Genomic DNA, 24,147 nt, shown 5'->3' on the forward strand with positions numbered 1-24,147 from the left:
AGGGGCCGGCAGGCTGGCGGGCCGCTTGAAGACCCTCGCCGCAGGGACCATTTGAAGGCTAGCGCGATGGCCGCACGCCCACTGTCTGGGGTCCGGTGCCGCGCCGCCAGCCGCATCGTCTCCGTTGCTTCCGACCCCCTCGCGGCCCGGTCGGCCCCTGGCAGGTTGCTTGCTCCTCATTGAGAGGCGGCTGCCCGGCGTCAATCATGAGGAAGTCCTTTATGACCCAATCGAAATCGCGCCAGCCGGTGGTCCCGGGATCGACGGGCACCTATGCCGTCCTGCCCCTGCGAGACATCGTCGTATTCCCGCATATGATCGTGCCGCTCTTCGTCGGCCGCGAGAAGTCGATCCGTGCCCTGGAGGAGGCGGTTCGCACCGATCGCCACATCCTGCTCGCCACGCAGATCAACGCCAGCGACGACGATCCGGCCACCGACGCGATCTACAAGATCGGAACCCTGGCCAGCGTGCTCCAGCTTCTCAAGCTGCCCGACGGCACCGTGAAGGTGCTGGTCGAGGGCGCCGGACGCGCCCAGATCACCCGCTTCAGCAAGTCGGACGCCTATTACGAGGCGGAGGCCGAGACATTGACCGACGAGCTCGGCGATCGCGTCGAGGCAGAGGCCCTGGCCCGCTCCGTGATCTCGGAGTTCGAGAACTACGTGAAGCTCAACAAGAAGATCTCGCCTGAGGTCGTCTCGGCCGTGACGCAGATCGACGAGCCCTCGAAGCTCGCCGACACCGTCGGCTCGCATCTGGCCGTCAAGATCGCCGACAAGCAGGCGATCCTCGAGATCCCGACGGTGGCGCAGCGCCTAGAGCGCGTGCTGTCGCTGATGGAGAGCGAGATCTCGGTTCTGCAGGTGGAGAAGCGCATCCGGACCCGCGTCAAGCGGCAGATGGAGAAGACCCAGCGCGAGTACTACCTCAACGAGCAGATGAAGGCGATCCAGAAGGAGCTCGGCGACGAGGACGGTCGCGACGAGCTCGCCGAGCTCGAGGACAAGATCGAGAAGACCAAGTTCACCAAGGAAGCCCGCGAGAAGGCGGTGGCCGAGCTGAAGAAGCTGCGCCAGATGTCGCCGATGTCGGCCGAGGCGACGGTGGTGCGCAACTACCTCGACTGGATGCTCGGCATCCCGTGGGGCAAGCGGTCCAAGATCAAGAAGGACCTGCTCGGCGCCCAGGGCATGCTCGACAACGACCACTTCGGCCTCGACAAGGTCAAGGAGCGGATCGTCGAGTACCTGGCCGTGCAGCAGCGGGCCAACAAGCTCACCGGCCCGATCCTCTGCCTTGTCGGCCCACCCGGCGTGGGCAAGACCTCGCTCGGCAAGTCGATCGCCAAGGCGACCGGCCGTGAGTTCGTGCGGATGTCCTTGGGCGGCGTGCGCGACGAGGCCGAGATCCGCGGTCACCGCCGGACCTACATCGGTTCGATGCCCGGCAAGATCGTGCAGTCGATGCGCAAGGCCAAGACCTCCAACCCCCTCATCCTGCTCGACGAGATCGACAAGATGGGCATGGACTTCCGTGGTGATCCGTCGGCGGCTTTGCTCGAAGTCCTGGACCCCGAGCAGAACTCGACCTTCAACGACCACTACCTGGAGGTCGACTACGATCTCTCGAACGTCATGTTCGTGACGACGGCCAATACGCTCAACATCCCTGCGCCCTTGATGGACCGCATGGAGGTGATCCGTATCGCCGGCTACACCGAGGAGGAAAAGGTCGAGATCGGGCGCAAGCACCTGATCCCGAGCGCGCTCAAGAAGCACGGCCTCGACGTCAAGGAATGGCAGATCGACGACGCATCGCTCCTGATGCTGATTCGCCGCTACACCCGCGAAGCCGGCGTGCGCAACCTCGAGCGCGAGCTGTCGAACCTGATCCGCAAGGCGGTCAAGGAAATCCTGATCACCAAGGTGAAGGCCGTGGCCGTCACCGAGGAGACCCTGCCGGTGTTCCTCGGTCCTCCGAAGTTCCGCTACGGCGAGATCGACGAGGAGGATCAGGTCGGTCTGGTGACCGGTCTGGCCTGGACCGAGGTCGGCGGCGAACTGCTGACGATCGAAGGCGTCATGATGCCCGGCAAGGGCAAGATGACGGTGACAGGGAACCTGCGCGACGTGATGAAGGAGTCGATCTCGGCCGCGGCGAGCTACGTCCGCTCGCGGGCCGTCGACTTCGGCATCGAGCCGCCGCTGTTCGACCGTCGCGACATCCACGTCCACGTTCCCGAGGGGGCGACCCCGAAGGACGGTCCCTCTGCCGGTATCGGCATGGCCACCGCCATCATCTCGACGATGACGGGGATCGCCGTGCGCCGCGACGTGGCGATGACGGGTGAAGTGACCCTGCGCGGTCGGGTGCTGCCGATCGGCGGCCTCAAGGAGAAGCTGCTCGCGGCTCTCCGCGGCGGCATCAAGACGGTGCTGATCCCCGAGGAGAACGCCAAGGACATCGCCGAGGTGCCCGACAGCGTGAAGAACGGGCTGGAGATCATCCCGGTCTCGCGGATGGATCAGGTGCTCAAGCACGCCCTGGTGCGTGTGCCCGAGGCGATCGAGTGGGACGAGCCGTTGCCGGCGGTCAAGCCGGTGGTGGCGGACGACGACGGGGCGATCGTGGTGGCGCACTGACACGCCGCGATTATCGACGGGACGGTGATAGCGGCGGCTCCCACGGGGGCCGCCGTTTTCTTATGGCACTCCGATTTCCAAAGAAGGAACGCGGTTGTGTCGTCGATTCGTATTCCCGCAAAGCGGGCGTACCGCTATCGTCGTCCGCCAAGCGGCGAGGTTTCGATGCGGTCCCGATGGCGTTTGCGACATGTGCCGATCACGCTGGGTCTCTTTGTGTCCGCCTGCAGCGGGACGGGGCCGCCACCGCCCTCGCCGACCGCGACCCTGCGCGAGCGCGTGGCGGCGCTGGCCCTGCGCCAGACCGATTTCGGGGCGATCTCCGTCATTCCCGTTCGCTTCGAAAAGAGCCGCCTCTCCGGCCCGTTCGAGGACGGCGGGCGTACGCTCTATTGCGTGTCGAGCCGGATGAAGGGCCGCAGCTTCGATAACGGCGAGCGCCCCAAGGTCGTGATTCGCGACGAGGGCGGCGTGCTGAAGGTGGTCGAGGACGAGGTCGAGGTCTGCGAAGGGCACCGGACGGAGCCGTTCCCGGAGCTGGAGACCCTCGGGAACGCGGCCCAGTCCTGACGGACGCTTCCCGGCCGGCGCCGGCGCTCAGTTCACCTCCACCTGCACCACACCCGGCACCGCCCGCAGCGCCCCGGCGATCTGTGGCGTCGCCTGGTATTTGCCCGGCAGCTTGACCTCGACCTCGCGTTCGCCGCCGTCGAGGATGAGGATCAACGAGACCTCGCCCTCGCCGCGCACCTGCAGGCGCTGGTGGACGCTGCCGAGCGGGCGTTCGTCGCGCAGGTAGACCCGCATGCCCTTCTGGTGGCGGGCCACCGCCTCGTCGAGGGGTTCGGCCGAGAGGATGCGGGCGCGCACGTCGTCGCCCTCGAGGTTGGCCTGCAATTGCAGAACGAGGGGTCGGCCCGGCTCCAGGATCTCGCGGAACTGGTTCAGCCCCTCCTGGAAGATGATCGCCTCGAAGTGGCCGGTCTGGTCCGAGAGCGTCACGATCCCGAGCTTGTTGCCGCTCTTGGTGCGGCGCTCGGACCGGTCGAGCACCGAGGCCGCGACCTTGGCGACGCTCGTGGTGCCGGCCCGCACGCCCTTGCCGAACTCGGCCCAGGTCTGCACCCGCAGCTTTTCGAGGAGCGCGCCGTACTCGTCGAGGGGGTGGCCGGACAGGAAGAAGCCGATGGCCTCGTATTCCTTCTTGAGGGTCTCGGCCATCGGCCAAGGCTCGTAGGGCGGCACCCGCAGTTCGATGCCCAGCGCCACGACGCCGCCGAACATGTCGGCGATGCCGGTGCTCTCGGCCTCGGCCGCCCCCTGCGCCAGCTTCATCATCGGTTCCACCGCGGCGAACGCCCGCGCCCGGTCGACCTCGATCGGATCGAGGGCGCCGGCGGCCACCAGGTTCTCCAGGGTGCGCTTGTTGACGTGGCGCGGGTTGAGCCGCCGGGCGAGGCAGGCGAGGTCGCCGAAGGGCTTGTCGCCGCGGGCCGCCACGAGGGCTTCCACGGCGGCCCGTCCGACGCCCTTGATCGCCGCCAGGGCGTAGCGAATGCGCCCGTCGTGGACCTCGAAGCCGACGCCCGAGGTGTTGATCGACGGCGGTTCCACCGTGATCTTCAGGCGCTGGGCGTCCTGGCGGAACTCGGCGAGCTTGTCGGTGACGTCGATGTCGAGCTGCATCGCCGCGGCCAGGAATTCGACCGGATGGTTCGCCTTGAGATAGGCGGTCTGGTAGGTCAGGAGGGCGTAGGCCGCGGCATGGCTCTTGTTGAAGCCGTAGTCGGCGAACTTGGCCAGGAGGTCGAAGATCTCGTTGGCTTTCGACTCCGTCAGGCCGCGCTCCACCGAGCCTTTCACGAAGCGGTCGCGCTGGGCGTCCATCTCGGCCTTGATCTTCTTGCCCATGGCGCGGCGGAGCATGTCGGCGTCGCCGAGCGAATAGCCGGCCAGCACCTTGGCCACCTCCATCACCTGCTCCTGGTAGACGATGATGCCGAAGGTCTCGGCCAGGATCGGCTCGAGCTTGGGGTGGGGATACCAGGCGGCCTCGTTGCCGGCGTCGCGACCGAGCTTGCGCTCGCAATAGACCGGGATGTTGGCCATCGGGCCCGGCCGGTAGAGTGCCACCAGCGCGATGATGTCCTCGAAGCGGTCGGCCTGCATCTCCACGAGCGCCTTGCGCATGCCGGCGGATTCCACTTGGAACACGCCCACCGTCTCGCCGCGCTTCATCGGCTCGTAGGTCTTGGGATCGTTCAGCGGCAGCGAGGCGAGATCGACGTGGATGCCGCGCTGCTTGAGCAGATCGGTGCAGCAGCGCAGCATCGTCAGGGTCTTCAGGCCCAGGAAGTCGAACTTGACCAGGCCGGCGGCCTCGACCCACTTCATGTTGAACTGGGTCACCCGCATGCCGGTCTTGGGATCGCGGTAGAGCGGCACCAGGGCCTCGATCGGCCGGTCGCCGATCACCACGCCGGCGGCGTGGGTCGAGGCGTGGCGGTGCAGGCCCTCCAGCTTCTTGGCGATCCCCATGAGGCGGGCCACCACCGGCTCCTCCTCCATGGCGGCCTGCAGCTTGGGCTCGCCCTCGATCGCCTGGGTCAGGGTGACGGGATTGGCCGGGTTCTGCGGCACCAGCTTGGTCAGCTTGTCGACCTGCCCATAGGGCATCTCCAGCACGCGCCCGACGTCGCGCAGCACGCCACGCGCCTGCAGGGTGCCGAAGGTGATGATCTGGGCGACCTGAGGCTCGCCGTAGCGCTCCTGCACGTACTGGATCACGCGCTCGCGCCCCTCGACGCAGAAGTCGATGTCGAAATCCGGCATCGAGACGCGCTCGGGGTTGAGGAAGCGCTCGAACAGAAGGCCGAACCGAAGCGGGTCGAGGTCGGTGATCAGGAGCGCGTAGGCCACGAGCGAGCCCGCGCCCGAGCCGCGGCCGGGTCCGACGGGGATGTCGTGGTCCTTGGCCCATTTGATGAAGTCGGACACGATCAGGAAGTAGCCGGGAAACTTCATGCCGACGATGACGTCGAGCTCGAAGGCGAGGCGCTCGCGGTAGACCTGCTCGGTCATGCCGGGTGCCGGGCCGTGGGCGGCCAGGCGCAGGTCGAGGCCGGCCTCGGCCTGGCGCCGCAGCTCGTCCGGCTCCGAGGCCACCCCGGAGATGCCGACGTCGTCGGTCGCGTCGCCGGCGACGGCCTCGGCCTGGACGCGGGCGAAGTTCGGGAGGATCGGCTTGCGGGTACGGACCCGGTAGGCGCAGCGCATGGCGATCTCGATGCTGGCGGCGAGCGCGTCCGGCAGGTCGTGGAACAGGCGTGCCATCTCGGCCCGGGTCGTGAAGGCGTGCCGCGGCGTCAGCCGGCGGCGGCGCTCGTCGGAGACGAGGCGGCCCTCGGCGATGGCGAGCAGCGCATCGTGGGCGGCGTAGTCGTCGGCTTTGCCGAAGAACGGCTCGTTCGAGGCCACGATCCCCAGGCCGTGGCCGTCGGCGAGGCGGATGAGTTCGCGCTCGACCATCCGCTCCTCGTCGAGCCCATGGCGCTGGATCTCCACATAGAGGTTGTCCTGGCCGAACGCCCCGACGAGCCGTTCCAGGCGCCTGGCGGCGAGTTCGCTGCGCCCGGCCCGCAGGGCGGTGTCGAGGGGGCCGGACGGGCCTCCCGTGAGCGCGATCAGCCCGCCGCTGGCCTCGGTGAGGGCCTGGGCGGCGATCCGGGGCGGTTCTCCGAGGGGGCCGTCGAAATAGGCCCGGCTCGCCAGCCGCAGCAGGTTGCCGTAGCCGCGCTCGTCCTGGGCGAGGACGACCACGGTGCTCGCCGGGACATGGGCCACCCGCGCCATCGGGTCGGGGGACTCGAAGGCGACCGACAGGTGCAGGCCGGCGATCGGCTGGATGCCCAGGCCCGCCGCCTTCTCCGAGAATTCCAGGGCCCCGAACAGGTTGTTGGTGTCGGTGAGCGCCAGGGCGGGCTGCCGGTCAGCCGCTGCGGCCTTGACGAGGTCGCCGACCTTCAGGGCCCCTTCGAGCAGGGAGAACGAGGAATGGACGTGGAGATGGACGAAGCCGGGATCTTTGAGCGTCATGGCGCCAGGATCGCGAGTCGTCCTTACCCGTCTACCCACCACCGGCACCGGTCCTGCGATTGCCTGTGGAACGGAGCCCGGCTGTGCCTTCGCCGCCACGGATCGCGCAGCCCGGTCCAGGCGTGATCCGCCGACGGGAGAGGACGGGTCGGCACCGGAGCGGCGCGCGCTCAACGCAGGGGCGCGAGCGCCACCGCCCACGCCGCCAGCGCACCGGCGAGCAGCCCGAAGGCCGTGAACTCGACCATGCCGGTCACGATCGTGCGCTTGATCATCGTCGTCGCTCCTTCGGGTGATCCCGCGATCTTTGTTCCTGTTTTGTTCTGTGTAAAGCGGGGATGTGTCCGGCGCTTGCGACAGGGTGAAGAGTTTATGAGCGTCGGTCCTTTCCTGCCCTTCCCTTCCCTGCCTGCAGCTCCGCGCGGGCGGCGGCCGTCGTGGAGCTTGTCCGCCGATATCCACGCGACCGAAGACGGGCCGCCCTGCCCAGGCATGAATGCGCGACCTCAACAGACTGGCGCGGACGCGTTAACCTTGTCAGAGCCTGAACTGCGTAGTCGAATTCTCGATGTACTTAGGTAGATTAATCATAGAATGCGTAACGTCGCATTTGTCGTAGACGAACACTGAAAAACGTAGCAATAAGGCGTCACGGAGCTGGCGCGGCGCTGACTTCGACAGACGAACGGGAAGATGACCATGACGAAGCTCGATCTCACCACCATGACCGCGATCTCGGGCGGTGGTTATGCCGGCGGCGGTGGCGCCCAGGCCAGCAACGGCGGCGTCGCCATCAATGGCAACGGCAACACCGTCTATTACGGCAACACCTCGAACCAGAGCTCGAACAGCGGCTCGTCGAAGAAGTCCTGATCAGGACAGGTCGCGTGGTTTTGCTCCCCGCGACCGACCGCTCGACACGCCCTTGACCGGCCGGCCTCGTCGACGTGAACCGTCGACGACGGCTCGGCCTCGGGACGAACCCCCATCCTTTTTCAATGACCCATTCCGCGGAGACAACGCCATGACGAAGCTCGACCTCACCAGCATGACCACGATCTCGGGCGGCGCCGCCCAGGCCACCAACGGTGGCGTCGCCATCAACGGCAACGGCAACACCGTCTATTACGGCAACACCTCGAACCAGAGCTCCAACAGCGGCTCGTCGAAGAAGTCCTGATCCGCGCTTCAGCGCGATCCGACGTCTCCCGGGCGCCCGGCCCACGGGCGCCCCTCGATCTCCCCCTCTCACAGCCAGGGTACCGGACCGATGACGAAGCTCGACCTCACCACCATGACCGCGATTTCCGGCGGCGCCGCGCAGGCCAGCAACGGCGGCGTCGCCATCAACGGTGACGGCAACACCGTCTATTACGGCAACACCGCGAACCAGAGCTCGAACAAGGGTTCGTCGAAGAAGTGCTGATCCGCGCTTAGCCGCGATCCGACCTCTGCCGGGCACCCGGACCACGGGCGCCCTTTCCTCCCTCCCTCACAACTCAGGATATCGGACCGATGACCAAGCTCGACCTCACCACCCTGACCGCGATCTCGGGCGGCGCCGCTCAGGCGACCAATCACGGCGTCGCCATCAACGGCAACGGCAACACCGTCTATTACGGCAACACCTCGAACCAGAGCTCGAACAGCGGCTCGTCGAAGAAGTCCTGATCGGCACCGAGACCGGTCCGGTCGAGGCTCCGGCCCCCGGACCGATCGACACCGAGGCCGTCTGCCGACACCGCCTTCCCGTCTTGGTGAGAGCAATGTCGAGCGCGCGACACTCAATAGAGTTCAGGCTTATATTACTTAAGTAGCAATAAGGCCCTGTATCGTCCGTCGCATGATCTCGACAGGGCACGAATCGTCGGTCATCAAGAGGGTGGAGTTAACGATGTGTTAACGCCGTTTAGCCCCAGGAGTGATGACATGCGCAAGCTCGATCTGAAGACCCTGCAGACCGTGTCCGGCGGCGGTGGCAAGGACTACGGCCACGGTCATGGCCACGACAAGGGTCATGGCAAGGGCGGCAAGGGCAAGGACAAGTCCTGACCTCGCATTCCCTCGCGTGCGGGTCGGCGGACCCGCACGCACCGATCTCGAATCGGCGGCGTCCGGTTGCAACGCGAGGGTTGCGCTGGGCGCCGCCTTAACCTGTCGCAAAGCCCGTTAGGCTAGGCATGTCGCCATCATGGACGACATTCCTGCCCTCTCACGACGCATTGCCAGCCTGCCCCTCGCGGCGCGGCGGCACGCCCTGCGTGCGGTCTGGACCGCCGGCAGGATCGCGGGACGCAAGGCCGACTTCGATCTCCACGGCCTCCTGCGCCACACCCTGCGGTTGGGCACCCGTGACGCCAAGCGGCTCGACCGCGAGATCGCCTTTCACGACACCCTCACCGAACTCGAATGGCTGGCGCTGCTGGTGCGCAGCACCGACCAGCTGATCGCCGATTCGCGCCGGGTGGTGACGGAGGGTGCCGGCATCCTCACCCGCACGGCGGCATCGGGCAATCCGGTCATCCTGGCCCCCCTTCACATGGGTAACTACGTCTTCGGCCTCGCGGCCACCATGAGGACGTTCTTTCCCGGACGGCGGATGCTGATCCTGCGGGCGCGAGAGGACCACGAGGCCGATACCCGGGTGATGGAGCGCATCCGCGAGATCGGCATCGAGATGCGGTTCCTGCAGGTCTCCGACAAGGCGAGCTATGCCGAGGCGGTGCGGTTCGTGCGCCAGGGCGCCGTCGTGATCTATTTCGTCGACCTGCCTCCGAGCTACGGCGGCCCGATCGACGTCGAGCTCCTCGGCCGGCCGATGCGACTGGCGTTGGGGATCGATTCGCTGGCGCGGGTCGCCAACGCCACCGTCGTGCCGCTCGCCGTCACCTCGTCGCTGAGCGGCGACACCGTGCACGTGGGCCGCGCCTTCGAGGTGGTCGACGTCGGCCGCGCCGAGCGGCTGCGCATCGCCGGCCTCGTCTCCCGCCACGTGGAGACGGCGATCCTGCGCGCACCCGGGCAATGGCACTTCTGGCCGCGCCTGTCCGAATTCGCCCCCCTGCCCGATCTCGCCACGGATGCCGCCGAATGACCTCCGCCGCCCCCGACGCGCCGGCACCGTCCCTCGGCGGTGCCGCCAGGGCCCTGGGCTCATCGATCCACGTCCGCCAGGACAGGGGCACGACCTGGCTCGCGATGCTGTGCGGCGCCCTCGTGGTCGTCCTCGTCATGGTGATGACGTTCGGGCATTTCGCACGCACCGAGGCCGTGCGCGGCTACACCTCGGCCTCGTCGGGGCTGTCGCGCCTCGATGCGCAGGTCAACGGCGTGGTCAAGACGATCCACGTCCCCCAGGGCGGGATGGTGGCGGCCGGCCAGCCGATCATGACGATCCGCCTGCGCGAAGTCACCAGTAACGGCGTCTCCACCGTCGGCGCCGCCGCCGCGAGCCTGCGCCAGAAGCGGGACAACCTGCTGGCCAGCCAGGCGCGCCTGACGAGCTTCCTCGATTCCAGCGCGGGCGACAGCAGCCAGCTCACCCAGACCCTCGACAGCGTCATCAAGGCGACGATCCAGAACGAGGACGCGATCCGCCGGGCCCTCGAGCGCCAGGAGCAGATGGTGCGCCGGGTCCGCCAGTACATGACCGCGGGCTACGCCACCCGCGACGCGCTCAACAGCTACGAGCGCACCGCCTTCGACTACGCCCGCCAGCTCTCGGAGATCCGGGTGCGCCGGGCCGAGTTGACCCAGCAGAGCACCGAGCGCGTGCGCACCCTCCAGCAGCTCGTCCTGGAGAAGCAGGGGCAGTTGTCCACCATCGCCAGCGAGCTCAGCCTGATCGAGGCCCAGCTCGCCGGCACCCAGGCCCAATCCGAGATCCAGGTGCTGGCGCCCTTCGCCGGCCAGGTGGCGAGCCTGCTCGCGGAGACCGGAGCCGCGGTCCAGTCCGACCAGGTCGTCGCCGTGGTCGGCGATCCCGCCGCCGAGCCGGTGGTGGTGCTCGAGGTGCCATCGCGTGCCATCGGCCTCGCCAAGGTCGGCCAGCGCGTCGTCCTCAAGTACGACGCCTTCCCCTTCAAGGTCTTCGGCGTCTCGCACGGCACCATCACCGCCATCGCCTCCTCGCCGATCAAGGCGCCCACCGTCACCTCGGAAAAGGACGGCATGGCCGACGGGCGCCCCGCGGCGGCCACGGCCTCGGCCCAGCAGTCGGTGTTCCGCGTCGAGGTGAGGCCCGAGACCAAGGTGATCCACGCCTACGGCCGGGACGAGACCATCGCCCTCGGCTCCACCCTCTCGGCGGATATCGTGATCGAGCGCAGGCGCCTGATCGATTGGGTCCTCGACCCGATCCGGGCCATGCGCGGACGGGGCTGATCGGACCATGTCGTTCCTGAATCGGCGCCGGGCCGTCAAGCCGATCCTGCAGAGCGAGGCCAACGAGTGCGGCCTCGCCTGCCTCGCGATGATCGCCAACTATCATCGCCACGACGTCGACCTCACCTACATGCGCACCCTGTTCCCGCTCTCGCGCAGCGGGATGACCCTGGCCAACATCGTCGAGGTGGCCGGCGCCCTCTCCCTCGACGCGCAGGGCTACGGCCTCGCCAACGTCGGCGAACTCGCCAACCTGTCGCTGCCGGCGCTGCTGCACTGGCAGGGCAACCACTTCGTGGTGCTGGAGCGCATCGTCGGCGACACCTTCCACGTCATGGACCCGCAGTTCGGCCTGCGCCTCTACCAGCGCGCCGACATGGAGCGGTACTTCTCCGGCGTCGCCCTCGAGTTCGAACCGCGGATCGACTTCAGCAAGGTCGAGTCGAAGTCGGCCACGAGCTTCTTCGAGCTGTTCCGTTCGATCCGCGGCCTCGGCAACGTCCTGAGCCAGGTCACCATCGTGTCCCTGGCGATCGGGCTCCTGTCGCTCTCGACCCCGATCCTCTTGGAGATCGCCCTCGACACGGTGATCCCGCAGACCGACCTCGATCTCCTGGCCGTGCTCACCATCGGCCTCGGGTTCTTCCTGGTGTTCGAGGCCATCGCCAAGGGCCTGCGCGACTACATCACCCTGCGCTCGTCGATCCTCCTGCAGATCGCCTTCACCCGCAACGTCGTCGGCCATGCCATGCGGCTGCCGCTGAAGTTCTTCGAGTCGCGCCATCCCGGCGACTTCGTGGTGCGGCTGGATTCGATCGAGCACGTCAAGGCGAGTCTCGTGGGCGGCCTCGTCGCCTCCGTGGCCGACGCGCTGATGTCGATCCTGATCGTCGGGCTGATGTTCTACTACTCGCCGGCGATGACCATGGTCTCGCTCCTGACCCTGGTGGCGGTGCTCGCCCTGCGCTTCGTCTCGTTCCCGGCCCTGCGCCGCTACACCGACGCCTCCCTCGACGCCCATTCCCAGGAGCGCTCGCTCCTGATCGACGGGTTGCGGCGGATCCAGACCCTGAAGGCGCACAACACCTCCGAACTCTTCACCATGCGCTGGTTCGAGAGTTTCGTGCGCTTCGCCAACACCGACTTCCAGGCGCGCAAGGCGGCCATCGCCACCGAGCTGTTCATCCACATCGCCATCGTGCTCAGCACGGTGCTGACCCTCTACATGGGCGTCACCGGCGTCATGAAGAGCACGCTCTCGGTGGGCATGCTCTACGCCTTCTTCGCCCTGCGGAACCACTTCTTCGAGATCGTGAACCTGCTCGCCACCAACCTCTTGCAGTTCTCGATCATGAAGGTCCACTTCAAGCGCCTCGACGACGTCATCGGGCAGGAGGCCGAGCCCCACGCCGATGCCGCCGCCGTTGACCGGCGCATCCGGCGCACCGTGAGCCTGGAGAACGTCATGGTCCGGTTCGGCCGGGCCGACCGGCCGCTCCTCGAGAACGTGAACCTCTCCATCGACCTCGAACGCAAGGAGTCGATCGCGATCCTCGGCCTCTCGGGCTCGGGCAAGTCCTCGCTCCTCAAGATCATCGCGAGCCTGCACGAACCGGCCGAAGGGCGCCTGCTCATCGACGGCCAGCCGATCAGCCAGTTCGGCAAGCGCGAGTTCAGGGCCAACCTCGGGGCGGTCTTCGCCGACGACGGCGTCTTCGCCGGAACGGTGGCCGACAACCTCGCGATGTTCGATCCCGACGTGACCAAGGCGGCCATGGTCAAGGCCCTCGACTGCGTCGGCCTCGCCGAGGAGATCGAGCGGCTACCGCAGGGCTTCGCCACCCTGGTGTCGGAGGAATCGAGCATCCTCTCCACCGGCCAGCGCCGCCGGCTGCTGCTGGCCCGCGCGCTCTGCCGCTCGCCGCGCCTGCTGCTCCTCGACGAGGTCACCGCCAACCTCGATCCGGCCACCGAACTCGCCCTGGTGGAGGGACTGAAGCGGGTTCCGGCAGCCAAGATCTTCGTGACCCATTCGGAGATGCTGCTCGACCAGGTCGACCGCGCCTTCCGGGTGCAGGACGGCCGCCTCGTGGAGGTCCATCGCACGCCCGTGGCGCTCAGCGCCTGACCGATCCTGCCACCTGGGATCGATCCTGCCGCCCGGGATCGACCCAGACCGGCGGTTATGCCTCGAGCTTGGCCATGAGGGCGTCCGAAAGCGTGAAGTTGACGTAGACGTTCTGGACGTCGTCCTGGTCCTCGATCACCTCGACGAGGCGGATCAGCTTCTCGCCGGTCTCGTCGTCCACAGCGATGGGGGCCTGCGCCTTCCACACCAGGGTGGTGCGGCGCGGCTCGCCGAAGCGGGCTTCGAGGGCCTTCGAGACCTCGCCGTAGGAATCCTGCGCGCAGGTGACCTCGTGGCCGTCCGCGTCCGAGCGCACGTCGTCGGCGCCCGCCTCGATCGCCGCCTCCAGCATCGCCTCGGCGTCGGCGACCTCGGGGCCGAAGGCGATCAGGCCGACATGGTCGAACAGGAAGGCGACGGCCCCGGTCTCGGCGAGATTGCCGCCGGCCTTGGTGAAGGCCGAGCGGACGTCGCTGGCCGTGCGGTTGCGGTTGTCGGTCTGCGCCTCCACGATGAGCGCGGCCCCGCCCGGGCCGTAGCCCTCGTAGCGAACCTCGTCGTAGGTCTCGGCGTCCGCCCCGCTGGCCTTCTTGATGGCGCGGTCGATGTTGTCCTTGGGGACGTTCTCGGCGCGGGCCGCGATGATGGCGGCGCGCAGGCGCGCGTTCATGGCCGGGTCGGGCAGGCCGAGCTTGGCCGCCACGGTGATCTCGCGGGCGAGCTTGCCGAACAGCTTCGAGCGGACCGCGTCGACGCGGCCCTTGCGGTGCATGATGTTCTTGAACTGGGAATGGCCGGCCATGGCGTGACCTTCGTCTGCGGAATGCGCATCTCGGGATCGCGACGGGACGCCAAAGGCCCGGACGGACCCTTCCTCGACGCCGCCACGTTGGGGATGGCGCGGGTTATAGGCCGGCTGCCGGCGCAGAGGCAACGCGAAGGTGATCGCCATGGACACGAGCCGGACGACCGTAGACAGGCCGCGCGGCCGCCGCACCCTCGGCCTCGCCGCGATCCTCGGCGTGCTGGCGGGGCTGACCCTGTTTCCCCGCAAGGCCCAGGGTCTGCCGGAACAGGGGGCTGCCGGGACAGGGGCGCCGGCTACGAGGCCGCCGCGTGCCAGGCCTGGAGGGCCGCGAGGGTGACCACCCCGTCGGGCCAGGCCGTCCCGTCGATGTGCCGGTGGGGCTGGCCCGGTTCTCCGAGGTCCGAGACCGCCGAGAACGCGCCTTCGAGGCGATGGCTCTCGGTGTAGCGACTGCGGGTGGCGATCACCGGCAGGCCGGCGTCGCGGGCGGAGCGGATGCCGGCGGCGGAATCCTCGAACGCGATGGCCTCGGACGCGGCCACACCCAGGCGCTCCAGGGCGAGGAGGAAGACGTCCGGAGCCGGCTTCTTGCGCGCGGCCTCGTCGCCCGAGGCGATCGCGTCGAACACGCCCATGCCGCCATCGCGAAAATTGACGGCGAGCAGGCGGTCGACGTTCGGCCGGGTGGTGGTCGTTGCGACGCCGAGGCGGACGCCGCCGGCCTTGGCCTCGGCCACCAGCCGGGCGATGCCGGGACGCAGGGCGAGGCGCCCGGCTTCCACGAGGTCGCCGTAGAGCCGGGTCTTGCGCGCGTGGATCTCGCCCTGGAGCGGCGCCAGGCGTTCGGCCTCGTCCCCGCGTTCCGTGGCGATGTAGTGGGCCAGCCGCTCCTTGCCGCCCATCACGGCGAGGAGGTCGGCGTAGGTCCGGGGCGACCACGCCCAGTCGAGGCCCATCTGCGAGAAGGCGAGGTTGAAGGCCTGGCGATGCAGGTCCTCGGTCTCGGCCAGGGTCCCGTCGACGTCGAAGATCAGCGCCTTCAGCATGACAGCGTGCCGTCGCGGCCCATGCGGTCCTGCGCCCCGGCGCGGATCTCGCCGATGCGGTCGCCGTAGCCGGCCGGACCGCCCTTGAAGACGGCGTTGCCGGCCACGAAGGCGTTGGCGCCGGCGGCCGCCGCCAGCCCCACCGTCTCGGGCGTGATGCCGCCGTCCACCTCGATGTCGATAGCGCGTCCCGCCGCCATGGCGCGGATGCGCGCCACGGTTTCCAGCGTCGAGGGGATGAAGCTCTGCCCGCCGAAGCCCGGGTTGACTGTCATGACGATCACGAGGTCGAGCATGTCGATCAGCGGTTCGACCATGGCGGCCGGCGTGCCCGGGTTGAGGGCGAGGCCGGCCCGCTTGCCCAGCGCCCGGATCGTCTGGAGCGAGCGATGGACATGCGGCCCGGCCTCCACGTGCACGGAGATCGCGTCCGCCCCGGCCTCCGCGAAGGCGGCCAGATAGGGATCGGCCGGGGCGATCATCAGGTGCACGTCGAAGGGCTTCCGGCTGTGCGGCCTCAGGGCCTTGATGACCCCGGGGCCGAAGGTGAGGTTGGGCACGAAGTGCCCGTCCATCACGTCGAGGTGGATCCAGTCTGCCCCGGCGGCGTCGATGGCGCGGACTTCCTCGCCGAGCTTGGAGAAATCCGCCGAAAGGATCGAGGGCGCGATGATCGGGCCGGTCATGGAGGGGGCCTCATTTGTCGTCAGCGTCACGCCATGCGGCGCTTGCGCTCCACGAGTTGCATGATGATGGGCGTCAGGATGAGCTGCATCGCCAGATCGAGCTTGCCGCCGGGGATGACGATGGAATTGGCCCGGCTCATGAAACTGCCGTGGATCATCGAGATCAGGTAGGCGAAGTCGATGCCGCGCGGGTCCTTGAACCGGATCACCACCATCGATTCGTCGGCGGTGGGGATCCAGCGGGCGATGAAGGGGTTCGAGGTGTCCACCATCGGCACGCGCTGGAAGTTGATGTCGGTCCAGGTGAACTGCGGGCAGATGGTCTGCACGTAGTCGGGCATGCGCCGCAGGATCACGTCGGTGACGGCTTCGGTGGAATAGCCGCGGAACGAGCGGTCCCGGTGCAGCTTCTGGATCCATTCGAGGTTGATCACCGGCACGACGCCGATCTTCAGGTCTGCGTAGCGGGCGAGATCGACGTTGTCGTCGACGACGCAGCCGTGCAGGCCCTCGTAGAACAGCAGGTCCGAGCCCGGCGGGAATTCCTCCCAGGGCGTGAAGGTCCCCGGCGGCGTGCCGTAGCATTCGGCGGCCGCCGCGTCGTGGACGTAGTGCCGGGTGCGGCCGCCCCCCGACTCGCCGTAGCGCCGGAACACCTCCTCGAGCTCGGGCAGCAGGTTGGCGCGCGGCGCGAAGTGGCTGAGCGTCGGCTCCTCGGCCATCGCCTTGCGCATGGCGATGCGGTCCAGGGCGTGGAAGGCGTCGCCCTCGATGTAGACGGCGCTGACGTCCTCGCGGCGAAAGATCTGCTCGAAGGTGTTGCGCACCGAGGTGGTGCCCGAGCCCGAGGAGCCGGTCACCGAGATGATGGGATGACGCGCCGACATGGTGTGCTGACCGCGCCCGCCTTCAGCTCCGGATCAGGCCGCGCTGGCCGAACAGCGGCGAGCGGCCCGCGGCGGGGTTGCGGCCGCCGTAGTAGGTGGCGACGGTCGTCACCTCCTCGGCCGAGCCGAACACCAGCGGCACGCGCTCGTGGATGCCGGTGGCGGCGATGTCGAGGATGCGGCGCTCGCCGTCGGTGGCACCGGCTCCCGCCTGTTCCATTAGCATGGCGACGGGTGCCGCCTCGTAGAGGAGGCGCAGGCGCCCCTGCGCGTAGCCCTTCCGGTTGTCGCCCGGATACAGGAAGACGCCGCCGCGCATGAGCACGCGCTGCGCGTCCGCCACCAGGGAGCCGAGCCAGCGCATGTTGCAATCGCGGTCGCGCGGGCCCTCGGTGCCGCGCAGGCAATCCTCGATATAGGCCTTCACGGGGGTGTCCCAATGGCGGGCGTTCGAGGCGTTGATCGCGTATTCGTTGCTCTGGGCCGGGACCGTGAGCTGAGGGTGGGTGAGGCGGAAGGCGCCGGCCTCGCGGTCGAGGGTATAGATCTGCGTGCCGGCACCCAGGGTGACCACGAGGGAGGTCGCCGGCCCGTAGGTGATGAAGCCCGCCGCCAACTGCGCCGTACCGGGGTCGGTGAAGGAGGCGATCGGGTCGCCGTCGCGCACCACCGCGGGGCGGATGCCGAAGATGGTGCCCACCGCCATGTTGACGCCGATGTTGGACGACCCGTCGAGGGGATCGATCGCCACGGCGAGCGGCGCGCCGGGGTTCAGCACCATGACCCCCTCGGCCTCCTCGGAGGCGACCTCCGCCACGGGCGCGCCGCGCAGCGCCTCGGTGAATCGCTCGTGCGCGAGCACGTCCAGCGCCTTCTGCACGTCGCCGTCGCTGTTGTGCTCGCCCTGCGCGGCGAGGTCCCCGCCCAGCGCGCCGCGGCCGATGACCGCGCTCACGTCGATGGCGGCGGCGGCGCAGGCCGCGATCACCGCGGCGACATCCGCCATCCGTGCGTCCGCCGCCACCGCCTGCGCGAGGCAGGCATCGAGGTGGGTGCCGATCTCCTGAGACGCTGTCGACATGAAATCCCGTCCCTCTCACACCATTCGGACGCCGGAGACACCGCCCGCCCGTTTCCGCGTCGAGCACCTCGCCGTGCCCGTCATCTGACCTGCGGGCTTAATCGGCGGGCCGCATGAGGCAAACCCTCGCCGATAGGAATTCTGAAAAAACTTGCGGCCCTTCCCAAAAAAACTAAGAACCGCCGCATGCGCAACCTCTCCCTGAAGCAGCTCCAGGCGGTCGCCGCCGTATCCCGCCTCGGCACCATGACGCGGGCGGCCCAGGAGCTCAACGTCACCTCCGCCGCGCTCTATGCCCGCATCCGCCAGCTCGAGGAGGAGGCGGGGCTGCTCCTGTTCGACCGCACGCCCACGGGCCTGAAACCCACCGACGCCGGGCGCGAGATGCTCTGGGCGATCGACAGCATCAACACGGTGCTGGAGACCTGCGCCGAACGCCTCGAGATCCTCAAGGGCGGCGGCGGCGGGCGCGTGGCGATGGGGGTCGTCTCCACCGCCAAGTATTTCGCGCCGCAGGTGATCGCCGGGTTCTGCGCCCAGAACCCGGCCGTCGAGATCAATCTCGCCGTCGGCAACCGCGGCGACACCGTCGACGCCCTGCGCAACTACGCCATCGATTTCGCGATCATGGGACGCCCCCCGCGCGACTTCGCCATCGAGGCGGAGACCTTCGGCGCGCATCCGCTGGTGCTGGTGGCACAGCCGGGACATCGCTTGGCCGGCCGCTCGGGGCTGACGCGGGCGGACCTGTCGGACGAATCCTTCCTCGTGCGCGAGGAGGGCTCGGGCACCCGCACGGTGTTCGAGGAGTTCATGTCCGGCGTCATGATCAAGCGCGCCAAGCTCGGGATCGATTCCGCCTCCAACGAGACGATCAAGCAGGCGGTGATGGCGGGGCTCGGGATCGCGCTGATCTCCGGCCATACGGTGGCGGCGGAGGTCGGGAGCCACCGCCTGATCCTCCTCGACGTCCACGGGCTGCCGATCCGGCGCGACTGGTACGCGGTCCGCCGCGCCGACAAGGTGCTCGGCCCGGCAGCCGCCGCCTGCTGGGACTTCGTGGTCAAGGAGGGGGCGCGCTGGCTGCCCACCCTCGACACCTCCGCCGGGCGCGCGCCCTCGGGGTTCGAAGCGTGAGCACAGCCGGCATCGTCATCCTCGGTGCGGGCCAGGCCGGGTTCCAGGTCGCCGCATCCCTGCGCGAGGGCGGATTCTCCGGCCCTCTCGCCCTCGTCGGCGACGAGCCGGGCCTGCCCTACCAGCGCCCTCCCCTCTCCAAGGCCTACCTGGCCGGCAAGGTGGACGCGGCCGGCCTGGCGCTGCGCGCGCGGGATTATCTGATCGAGCACCGCATCGACCATCGGCCGGGATCGCGTGCCCTGGCCATCGACCGGGTGGCGCGCCTCGTCCACCTCGATGGCGCCGCCCCCCTCGCCTACGACCATCTCGTCCTGGCGATGGGCTCGCGCAACCGGTCGCTTCCGCTCGCCGACGCGGACCTTGCCGGCGTTCACCAGCTGCGCTCGCTCGCCGATGCCGACCGCTTGCAGGCCGACCTCGCGACCGCGCGGTCGGTGGTCATCGTCGGTGCCGGGTTCATCGGTCTCGAATTCGCCGGGGTCTGCGCCGCGCGCGGTCTCGGGGTCCATGTCGTCGAGGCCGCCGACCGGCCCATGGCTCGCGCGGTCTCGTCCGAGACCGCGGCCTTCTTCCGCGCCGCGCACGAGGGTGCCGGGGTCCGGTTCGCCTTCGGCGCCGGCCTCCGGTCGATCGCCGGGCGGGACGGCCGGGTCGCAGCGGTCGATCTCGCCGACGGCACCAGCCTTCCGGCCGACCTCGTCCTGGTCGGCATCGGTGTGATCCCGAACCAGGAGATCGCCGCGCAGGCGGGCCTCGCCACCGCCGACGGCATCCTGGTCGACGCTCTCCTGGCCACCGGCGATCCCGCCGTTTCGGCGCTGGGGGACGTGGCCCGCTTCCCGTCTCGCTTCGCCGCCGGACTGCCTGGCGGAGACGTCGTGCGCATCGAATCGGTCCAGAACGCGGTCGACCAGGCCCGCTGCCTCTCCGCCCGCCTCCTCGGCAGGCCGGCGCCCTACGACGCCGTTCCGTGGTTCTGGAGCGACCAGGGCCCGCACAAGCTCCAGATCGCCGGCCTGTCGGCCCCCACCGACGAGGAGGTGGTGAGACCGGCCTCCACCGGCTTGTCGGTGTTCCGCTACCGGTCCGGCCGTCTCAGTGCGGTCGAGACGGTCGATCGCGGCGCGGACCACATGGCGGCTCGCCGCATCCTCGCCCTCGGCCTCGACCTGACACCGGACCGGGCGGCGGATCCGGGCTACGACCTCAAGGCGCTCGCCAAGGGCGGCGCCTGACTTCAGCGATCGTTCTCGGTGGTGAGGTCGTCGGCCCGGGTTCCCTCGTCCCGGCCGCGCCGGCTCAGGCTGACCCCCGGTTCGCTGCCGTTGCTGAAGAGGATGCCCGCGGTCGTGAGGGCGCTCTTGAGCGCCTCGACCTGACCCGACGGCATGTTGCCGTAGCCGGCCTCGAAATCGTGGATCGTCTCCTCCGAGAAGCCGATCTTGCTCGCGACCTCGGCCTGCGACCACCCGAGGAGCGCCCGGGCCGCCCGCGCCTGGGCGGGGCTGATGACGGCCAGCCCGATACCGTCCTGTGCGCTCTCGTCCGATCCGGCCACGTCGCCCACTCCGTCCTGTTGCGGTGATGTCGTCCGGACAACGAGGTCACGGCCGGATCGTTCAGAGTCTTTGGGCCACCGCGTGCGGTAACGCCGGCCGCGTCGATGTTCGAGGGCAATGGAAATCGAGGCGGGAGAGATCGCGAAAAGCACGGGTCGCGCCCTTGACCATATTTGTGCTGGAATCTTATCCGATGGGCGACGCGATCCGGTCGAAGACAACGACACGGGCGCCCGCGTCGTCGCGCCGATCCCGGGCATCGGACGATCGACGCGCTGCCGGCGACAGAGGAGGCCGACCGATGAAAGCAATGCTGAGCACCGCCATGGCCTGGGCCATCGCCGGCACGACCCTGATGGCCGGCCATGCCGCCCAGGCGCAGATGAACAACAACGTCACCGGCTTCGGCAAGGAGAACCGCGAGAAGCCCGAGAAGAAGCAGTACGTCCCCGCCGCCAAGGCGCAGGAGAAGATCTTTCCGCTCGATTCCACCTGGACCGCGGTGAGCCTGAACGGCAAGCCCTTCAACGGCAACGACCGGCCGAGCTTCATCATCGACAAGCAGTACCGTGCCCGCGGCTACGGCGGCTGCAACACCTTCGCCGCCACCGCCTTCCCGCTGAAGGACCAGAACCTCGCGGTCGGCCCGCTGGCCCTCACCAAGAAGCCCTGCGACAAGGGCGTCGGCGCCTCCGAGCAGGACTTCTTCATCGCCCTGCGTACCGCCGGGGCATGGGACATCGTCGGCTCGCAACTCATCATCAAGAGCCAGAAGGGCGAGCTACGCTTCGACCGCGCGCTCTGAACGGACCGGCCGGGGCGCTTAACCGCCCGTTGACGACGATCGACGGTCCGGCCCGTCGATTCATCCCCCCTCAACCCGATCGGCGCCTTCCTCAGTCCCATGACGGGATCGCGGCGCATGATCGGTTTATCCTCGGACGGCACCGGTGGCGCGGGCGTCCTGCGGCACGGCTCGCGAGAAGCGTCGCGCTACGTCTTCGTGGCGAGCGTCGACTGGATGGCCGCCTGGATCGCCGCGGCGACGCCTGTCCTCGCGACGCTGATCGTGTTGTCGGTGCTTTGAGACGGATGGGCGATCCCGCCGCCATGGTGGCCTGACGGCGTTGCGCCCCATTCTCCACGTCATCTCCGGCCTGCGCACGGGGGGCGCCGAGACCATGCTGGTCGCCCTCTGCCGCTCGCTCCAGGCGCGCGGCCTGCCCCAGCACGTGGTGAGCCTGACGCGGGGGGGCGAGAACGCCGAAGCGCTGGCCGCCGCCGGCGTCACCGTTCATGTCCTCGCGCCGGGAGGGCTCGCCGGGGCTGCGGCCTCGCTCCTGTCCCTGTCGCGGCTGATCCGCCGCCTGCGGCCGGCGGTGATCCAGGGCTGGCTCTATCACGGCGATCTGTTCGCGGCCCTCGCCCACCGGCTGGCAGGGGCGCCGCGCCGCAGCCTCCTCGCCTGGGGATGGCGCAATTCCGACATCGACCACGCCCGTTACGGACGCCTCCTGCGGATCGGCCGCGCCCTGTCCGGCTGGCCCGGCCTCGTCGTCTCCAACAGCCAGGCCGGTGCCGATTTCCACTGCGGCCTCGGCTACCGCCCACGCCGCCTCGCGGTGATCCCCAACGGTATCGACACGGTGCGCTTCCGTCCGGATACGGCGGCCCGAGCCGTGATCCGGGCGGAACTCGGCATCCCCGAGGATGCGGTCGTGGTGATCCACGCCGCCCGGCTCGACCCGATGAAGGACCACGGCGCCGTGCTCGCCGCCGCCGCGCTGGTGCCGCAGCTACGGTTCGTCCTGGCGGGTGCGGGTACCGAGACACTGGCCCTGCCGCCCAACGCCATCGCCCTCGGGCGCCGTGACGACCTCCCCCGCCTCTATGCGGCCGCCGACATCGTCCTTTCGACGTCCGCCTTCGGCGAGGGCTTCTCCAACGCCCTCGCCGAAGGCATGGCGGCCGGCCTGGTGCCGGTGGCGACGCGGGTGGGTGATGCCGGCCTCATCCTCTCCGGAAGCGGCCGGCTCGTCCCGCCCGGCGATCCCGCCGCCGTGGCCTCGGCTCTGGCCGACCTCGGCGCCCTCGCCCCGATCGCCCGCCGCGAGACCGGGCTTGCGGCCAGGGCCCGGATCGTGCGCGCCTTCGGCATCGACGCGATGGCCGCAGGCTTCTTGGAAGCCTGGACGCAGGCGGGAGCCAGCCTCGACCCAGCGGCGGATCGGGGTCGGTAGATCGATCTCCTTCAAATCCCCAATCGATCGCAACAGTTCTTCTACGGTCGCGGAAAAAGCTTATCGATACAGAAGGTTGTTGTCGTTCCCGCAGTGTTGGCGATTGCCTCCCGCGGGGCGACGCGATATCCCGGCGCCTTCCGATCTTCGGACGGGTCGCCCGCGCGGCGGCCGTCCCTCCAGGAGCATCAGACCCCATGGCCGAGACGTCCTCTTCCGCCAAGGTCGGCCACGGCCGGATCTATGGTTCGATCACCGAGACCATCGGCAACACGCCCCTGGTCCGCCTCAACCGCATCACCAAGGAGCGCGGGATCGAGGCCGAGATCCTGCTCAAGCTCGAGTTCTTCAACCCGATCGCCAGCGTGAAGGACCGCATCGGCGTCAACATGATCGACGCCCTCGAGGCATCGGGTCGGCTCAAGCCCGGCGGCACCCTGGTGGAGCCGACCTCCGGCAACACCGGCATCGCCCTGGCGTTCGTGGCGGCCGCGCGCGGCTACCGCCTGATCCTGGTCATGCCCGAGACGATGTCCCTGGAGCGTCGCAAGATGCTCGCTTTCCTCGGTGCCGAGCTGGCGCTGACCCCCGGCCCGCAGGGCATGAAGGGCGCTATCGCCAAGGCCGAGGAGCTGCTCGCCGAGATTCCGGGCGCGGTGATGCCCCAGCAGTTCTCGAACCCGGCCAACCCGGAAATCCACCGCAAGACCACCGCCGAGGAGATCTGGAGCGACACCGGCGGGCAGCTCGACGCCTTCGTCGCCGGCGTCGGTACCGGCGGCACCATCACCGGCGTCGGCTCGGTGCTCAAGCCGCGCCTGCCGGGCCTGCGGGTCGTGGCCGTGGAACCGGTGGATTCGCCCGTGATCTCCGGCGGCCAGCCCGGCCCGCACAAGATCCAGGGCATCGGTGCCGGCTTCATCCCGGAGAACCTGCACCGCGACGTCGTCGACGAGGTCATCACGGTCTCCAACCAGGAAGCGTTCGATACCGCCCGCCTGGTGGCGCGGCTCGAAGGCATTCCGGGCGGCATCTCCACCGGCGGCAACGTCGCGGCCGCCCTCAAGCTCGCCGAACGTCCCGAGTTCCGGGGCAAGCGCATCGTCACCGTCGCCTGCTCGTTCGCCGAACGCTACATCTCCTCGGCGCTGTTTGAAGGCATCGGCTGAGGGACGTCCCGGTCGAGCCTGCCTCGGCCGGGTCGCCGGCTCCATGCGGACGGAGCCGGTCGTCGTCGGATCGACCGCGCCGGCCGGAGAAATCCGGCCCGCGCCTTGCACATGACCGGTACGGCCGAGGGCATCGTGGTCCGATGGCGCCGACCGACGAGCGAAATGGACCGCTCAGTCCCCATACGACGGTGCGTGAATACGAATTTGCCTTATGGCAGCGCAGGATGGCGCATGATTGATCAGCGCATTCCGCAACGCAGTAACCCTCTGTTAGACG

23 protein-coding genes are annotated in these 24,147 nt (G+C 68.8%); 16 read left to right on the plus strand and 7 right to left on the minus strand.

Annotated features, from left to right (window positions below):
- The first annotated feature begins 221 nt into the window (after positions 1-221).
- Positions 222-2,645 carry an endopeptidase La gene (gene lon, locus ASG40_RS12135; protein ID WP_055885806.1) on the plus strand — a complete coding sequence of 808 codons (2,424 nt, stop codon included), beginning with the start codon at positions 222-224 and terminating at the stop codon, positions 2,643-2,645.
- 96 nt (positions 2,646-2,741) lie between these two features.
- On the plus strand, positions 2,742-3,215 hold the full coding sequence (locus tag ASG40_RS21790) for a hypothetical protein (RefSeq protein WP_200944258.1): 474 nt from the start codon (positions 2,742-2,744) through the stop codon (positions 3,213-3,215).
- 27 nt (positions 3,216-3,242) lie between these two features.
- Here ASG40_RS21790 and dnaE read toward each other — a convergent pair whose 3' ends face one another.
- Complete coding sequence (gene dnaE, locus ASG40_RS12145) at positions 3,243-6,740, minus strand: DNA polymerase III subunit alpha (RefSeq protein WP_055885812.1); 3,498 nt, start codon at positions 6,738-6,740, stop codon at positions 3,243-3,245.
- Between the two features lie 699 nt (positions 6,741-7,439).
- Between dnaE and ASG40_RS12150 the strand changes: the two genes are divergently transcribed.
- The 8 genes from ASG40_RS12150 (at position 7,440) to ASG40_RS12165 (ending at position 13,251) form a co-directional block, all read left to right on the plus strand.
- Positions 7,440-7,613, plus strand: coding sequence for a hypothetical protein (locus ASG40_RS12150; RefSeq protein WP_156387692.1), 174 nt, complete (start codon positions 7,440-7,442; stop codon positions 7,611-7,613).
- Positions 7,614-7,764: 151 nt separating this feature from the next.
- Positions 7,765-7,920: a hypothetical protein gene (locus ASG40_RS21230; RefSeq protein WP_156387693.1), complete on the plus strand. Its 156-nt coding sequence runs from the start codon at positions 7,765-7,767 to the stop codon at positions 7,918-7,920.
- Between the two features lie 90 nt (positions 7,921-8,010).
- Positions 8,011-8,166 carry a hypothetical protein gene (locus tag ASG40_RS21235; protein ID WP_156387694.1) on the plus strand — a complete coding sequence of 52 codons (156 nt, stop codon included), beginning with the start codon at positions 8,011-8,013 and terminating at the stop codon, positions 8,164-8,166.
- Between the two features lie 89 nt (positions 8,167-8,255).
- Entirely contained in the window at positions 8,256-8,411 is a 156-nt protein-coding gene (locus tag ASG40_RS21240; protein WP_156387695.1) for a hypothetical protein, read from the plus strand.
- A 258-nt stretch (positions 8,412-8,669) separates the two neighbouring features.
- Positions 8,670-8,792, plus strand: a complete 123-nt coding sequence (locus tag ASG40_RS22420; protein ID WP_274533832.1) for a hypothetical protein — start codon at positions 8,670-8,672, stop codon at positions 8,790-8,792.
- 139 nt (positions 8,793-8,931) lie between these two features.
- A complete protein-coding gene (locus tag ASG40_RS12155; RefSeq protein ID WP_055885817.1) occupies positions 8,932-9,834 on the plus strand; it encodes an LpxL/LpxP family acyltransferase in 903 nt (300 codons plus the stop codon).
- The gene (locus ASG40_RS12160) at positions 9,831-11,123 is read left to right on the plus strand and encodes an HlyD family secretion protein (RefSeq protein ID WP_055885822.1); all 1,293 of its coding nucleotides are present in this window, start codon (positions 9,831-9,833) and stop codon (positions 11,121-11,123) included. Before ASG40_RS12155 ends, ASG40_RS12160 begins: the two co-directional genes overlap by 4 nt.
- Positions 11,124-11,130: 7 nt before the next feature.
- Positions 11,131-13,251, plus strand: coding sequence for a peptidase domain-containing ABC transporter (locus ASG40_RS12165; RefSeq protein ID WP_156387697.1), 2,121 nt, complete (start codon positions 11,131-11,133; stop codon positions 13,249-13,251).
- Between the two features lie 55 nt (positions 13,252-13,306).
- Here the strand turns inward: ASG40_RS12165 and ASG40_RS12170 are convergent, their stop codons facing one another.
- The 5 genes from ASG40_RS12170 to ASG40_RS12190 form a co-directional block, all read right to left on the minus strand.
- Positions 13,307-14,053, minus strand: coding sequence for a YebC/PmpR family DNA-binding transcriptional regulator (locus ASG40_RS12170; RefSeq protein WP_055885823.1), 747 nt, complete (start codon positions 14,051-14,053; stop codon positions 13,307-13,309).
- A 299-nt stretch (positions 14,054-14,352) separates the two neighbouring features.
- Positions 14,353-15,105, minus strand: a complete 753-nt coding sequence (locus ASG40_RS12175) for an HAD-IA family hydrolase (protein ID WP_055885825.1) — start codon at positions 15,103-15,105, stop codon at positions 14,353-14,355.
- Positions 15,099-15,791: a ribulose-phosphate 3-epimerase gene (gene rpe, locus ASG40_RS12180; RefSeq protein WP_055885828.1), complete on the minus strand. Its 693-nt coding sequence runs from the start codon at positions 15,789-15,791 to the stop codon at positions 15,099-15,101. Before rpe ends, ASG40_RS12175 begins: the two co-directional genes overlap by 7 nt.
- A gap of 26 nt (positions 15,792-15,817) precedes the next feature.
- Positions 15,818-16,678, minus strand: a complete 861-nt coding sequence (locus tag ASG40_RS12185) for a phosphoribulokinase (RefSeq protein WP_055885832.1) — start codon at positions 16,676-16,678, stop codon at positions 15,818-15,820.
- Between the two features lie 22 nt (positions 16,679-16,700).
- Positions 16,701-17,759: a class 1 fructose-bisphosphatase gene (locus ASG40_RS12190; RefSeq protein ID WP_055885835.1), complete on the minus strand. Its 1,059-nt coding sequence runs from the start codon at positions 17,757-17,759 to the stop codon at positions 16,701-16,703.
- A 186-nt stretch (positions 17,760-17,945) separates the two neighbouring features.
- Here ASG40_RS12190 and ASG40_RS12195 point away from each other — a divergent pair, with 186 nt between their 5' ends.
- Positions 17,946-18,896: a LysR family transcriptional regulator gene (locus ASG40_RS12195; RefSeq protein WP_055885837.1), complete on the plus strand. Its 951-nt coding sequence runs from the start codon at positions 17,946-17,948 to the stop codon at positions 18,894-18,896.
- A complete protein-coding gene (locus tag ASG40_RS12200) occupies positions 18,893-20,134 on the plus strand; it encodes an NAD(P)/FAD-dependent oxidoreductase (RefSeq protein ID WP_055885840.1) in 1,242 nt (413 codons plus the stop codon). Before ASG40_RS12195 ends, ASG40_RS12200 begins: the two co-directional genes overlap by 4 nt.
- 2 nt (positions 20,135-20,136) lie before the next feature.
- Here ASG40_RS12200 and ASG40_RS22220 read toward each other — a convergent pair whose 3' ends face one another.
- A complete protein-coding gene (locus ASG40_RS22220; RefSeq protein WP_244472386.1) occupies positions 20,137-20,457 on the minus strand; it encodes a helix-turn-helix domain-containing protein in 321 nt (106 codons plus the stop codon).
- Between the two features lie 302 nt (positions 20,458-20,759).
- Here ASG40_RS22220 and ASG40_RS12210 point away from each other — a divergent pair, with 302 nt between their 5' ends.
- The 4 genes from ASG40_RS12210 to cysK all read left to right on the plus strand — a co-directional run bounded on the left by ASG40_RS12210 (position 20,760) and on the right by cysK (position 23,867).
- Positions 20,760-21,263 carry an META domain-containing protein gene (locus ASG40_RS12210; protein WP_055885843.1) on the plus strand — a complete coding sequence of 168 codons (504 nt, stop codon included), beginning with the start codon at positions 20,760-20,762 and terminating at the stop codon, positions 21,261-21,263.
- 117 nt (positions 21,264-21,380) lie between these two features.
- Complete coding sequence (locus ASG40_RS12215; protein WP_156387699.1) at positions 21,381-21,545, plus strand: hypothetical protein; 165 nt, start codon at positions 21,381-21,383, stop codon at positions 21,543-21,545.
- Between the two features lie 40 nt (positions 21,546-21,585).
- Positions 21,586-22,698: a glycosyltransferase gene (locus tag ASG40_RS12220; protein WP_055885850.1), complete on the plus strand. Its 1,113-nt coding sequence runs from the start codon at positions 21,586-21,588 to the stop codon at positions 22,696-22,698.
- A 197-nt stretch (positions 22,699-22,895) separates the two neighbouring features.
- Positions 22,896-23,867 carry a cysteine synthase A gene (gene cysK / locus ASG40_RS12225; protein ID WP_055885853.1) on the plus strand — a complete coding sequence of 324 codons (972 nt, stop codon included), beginning with the start codon at positions 22,896-22,898 and terminating at the stop codon, positions 23,865-23,867.
- Positions 23,868-24,147 lie beyond the last annotated feature (280 nt).

This window comes from Methylobacterium sp. Leaf399 (genome assembly GCF_001424525.1).
Taxonomy (GTDB): Bacteria; Pseudomonadota; Alphaproteobacteria; order Rhizobiales; family Beijerinckiaceae; genus Methylobacterium.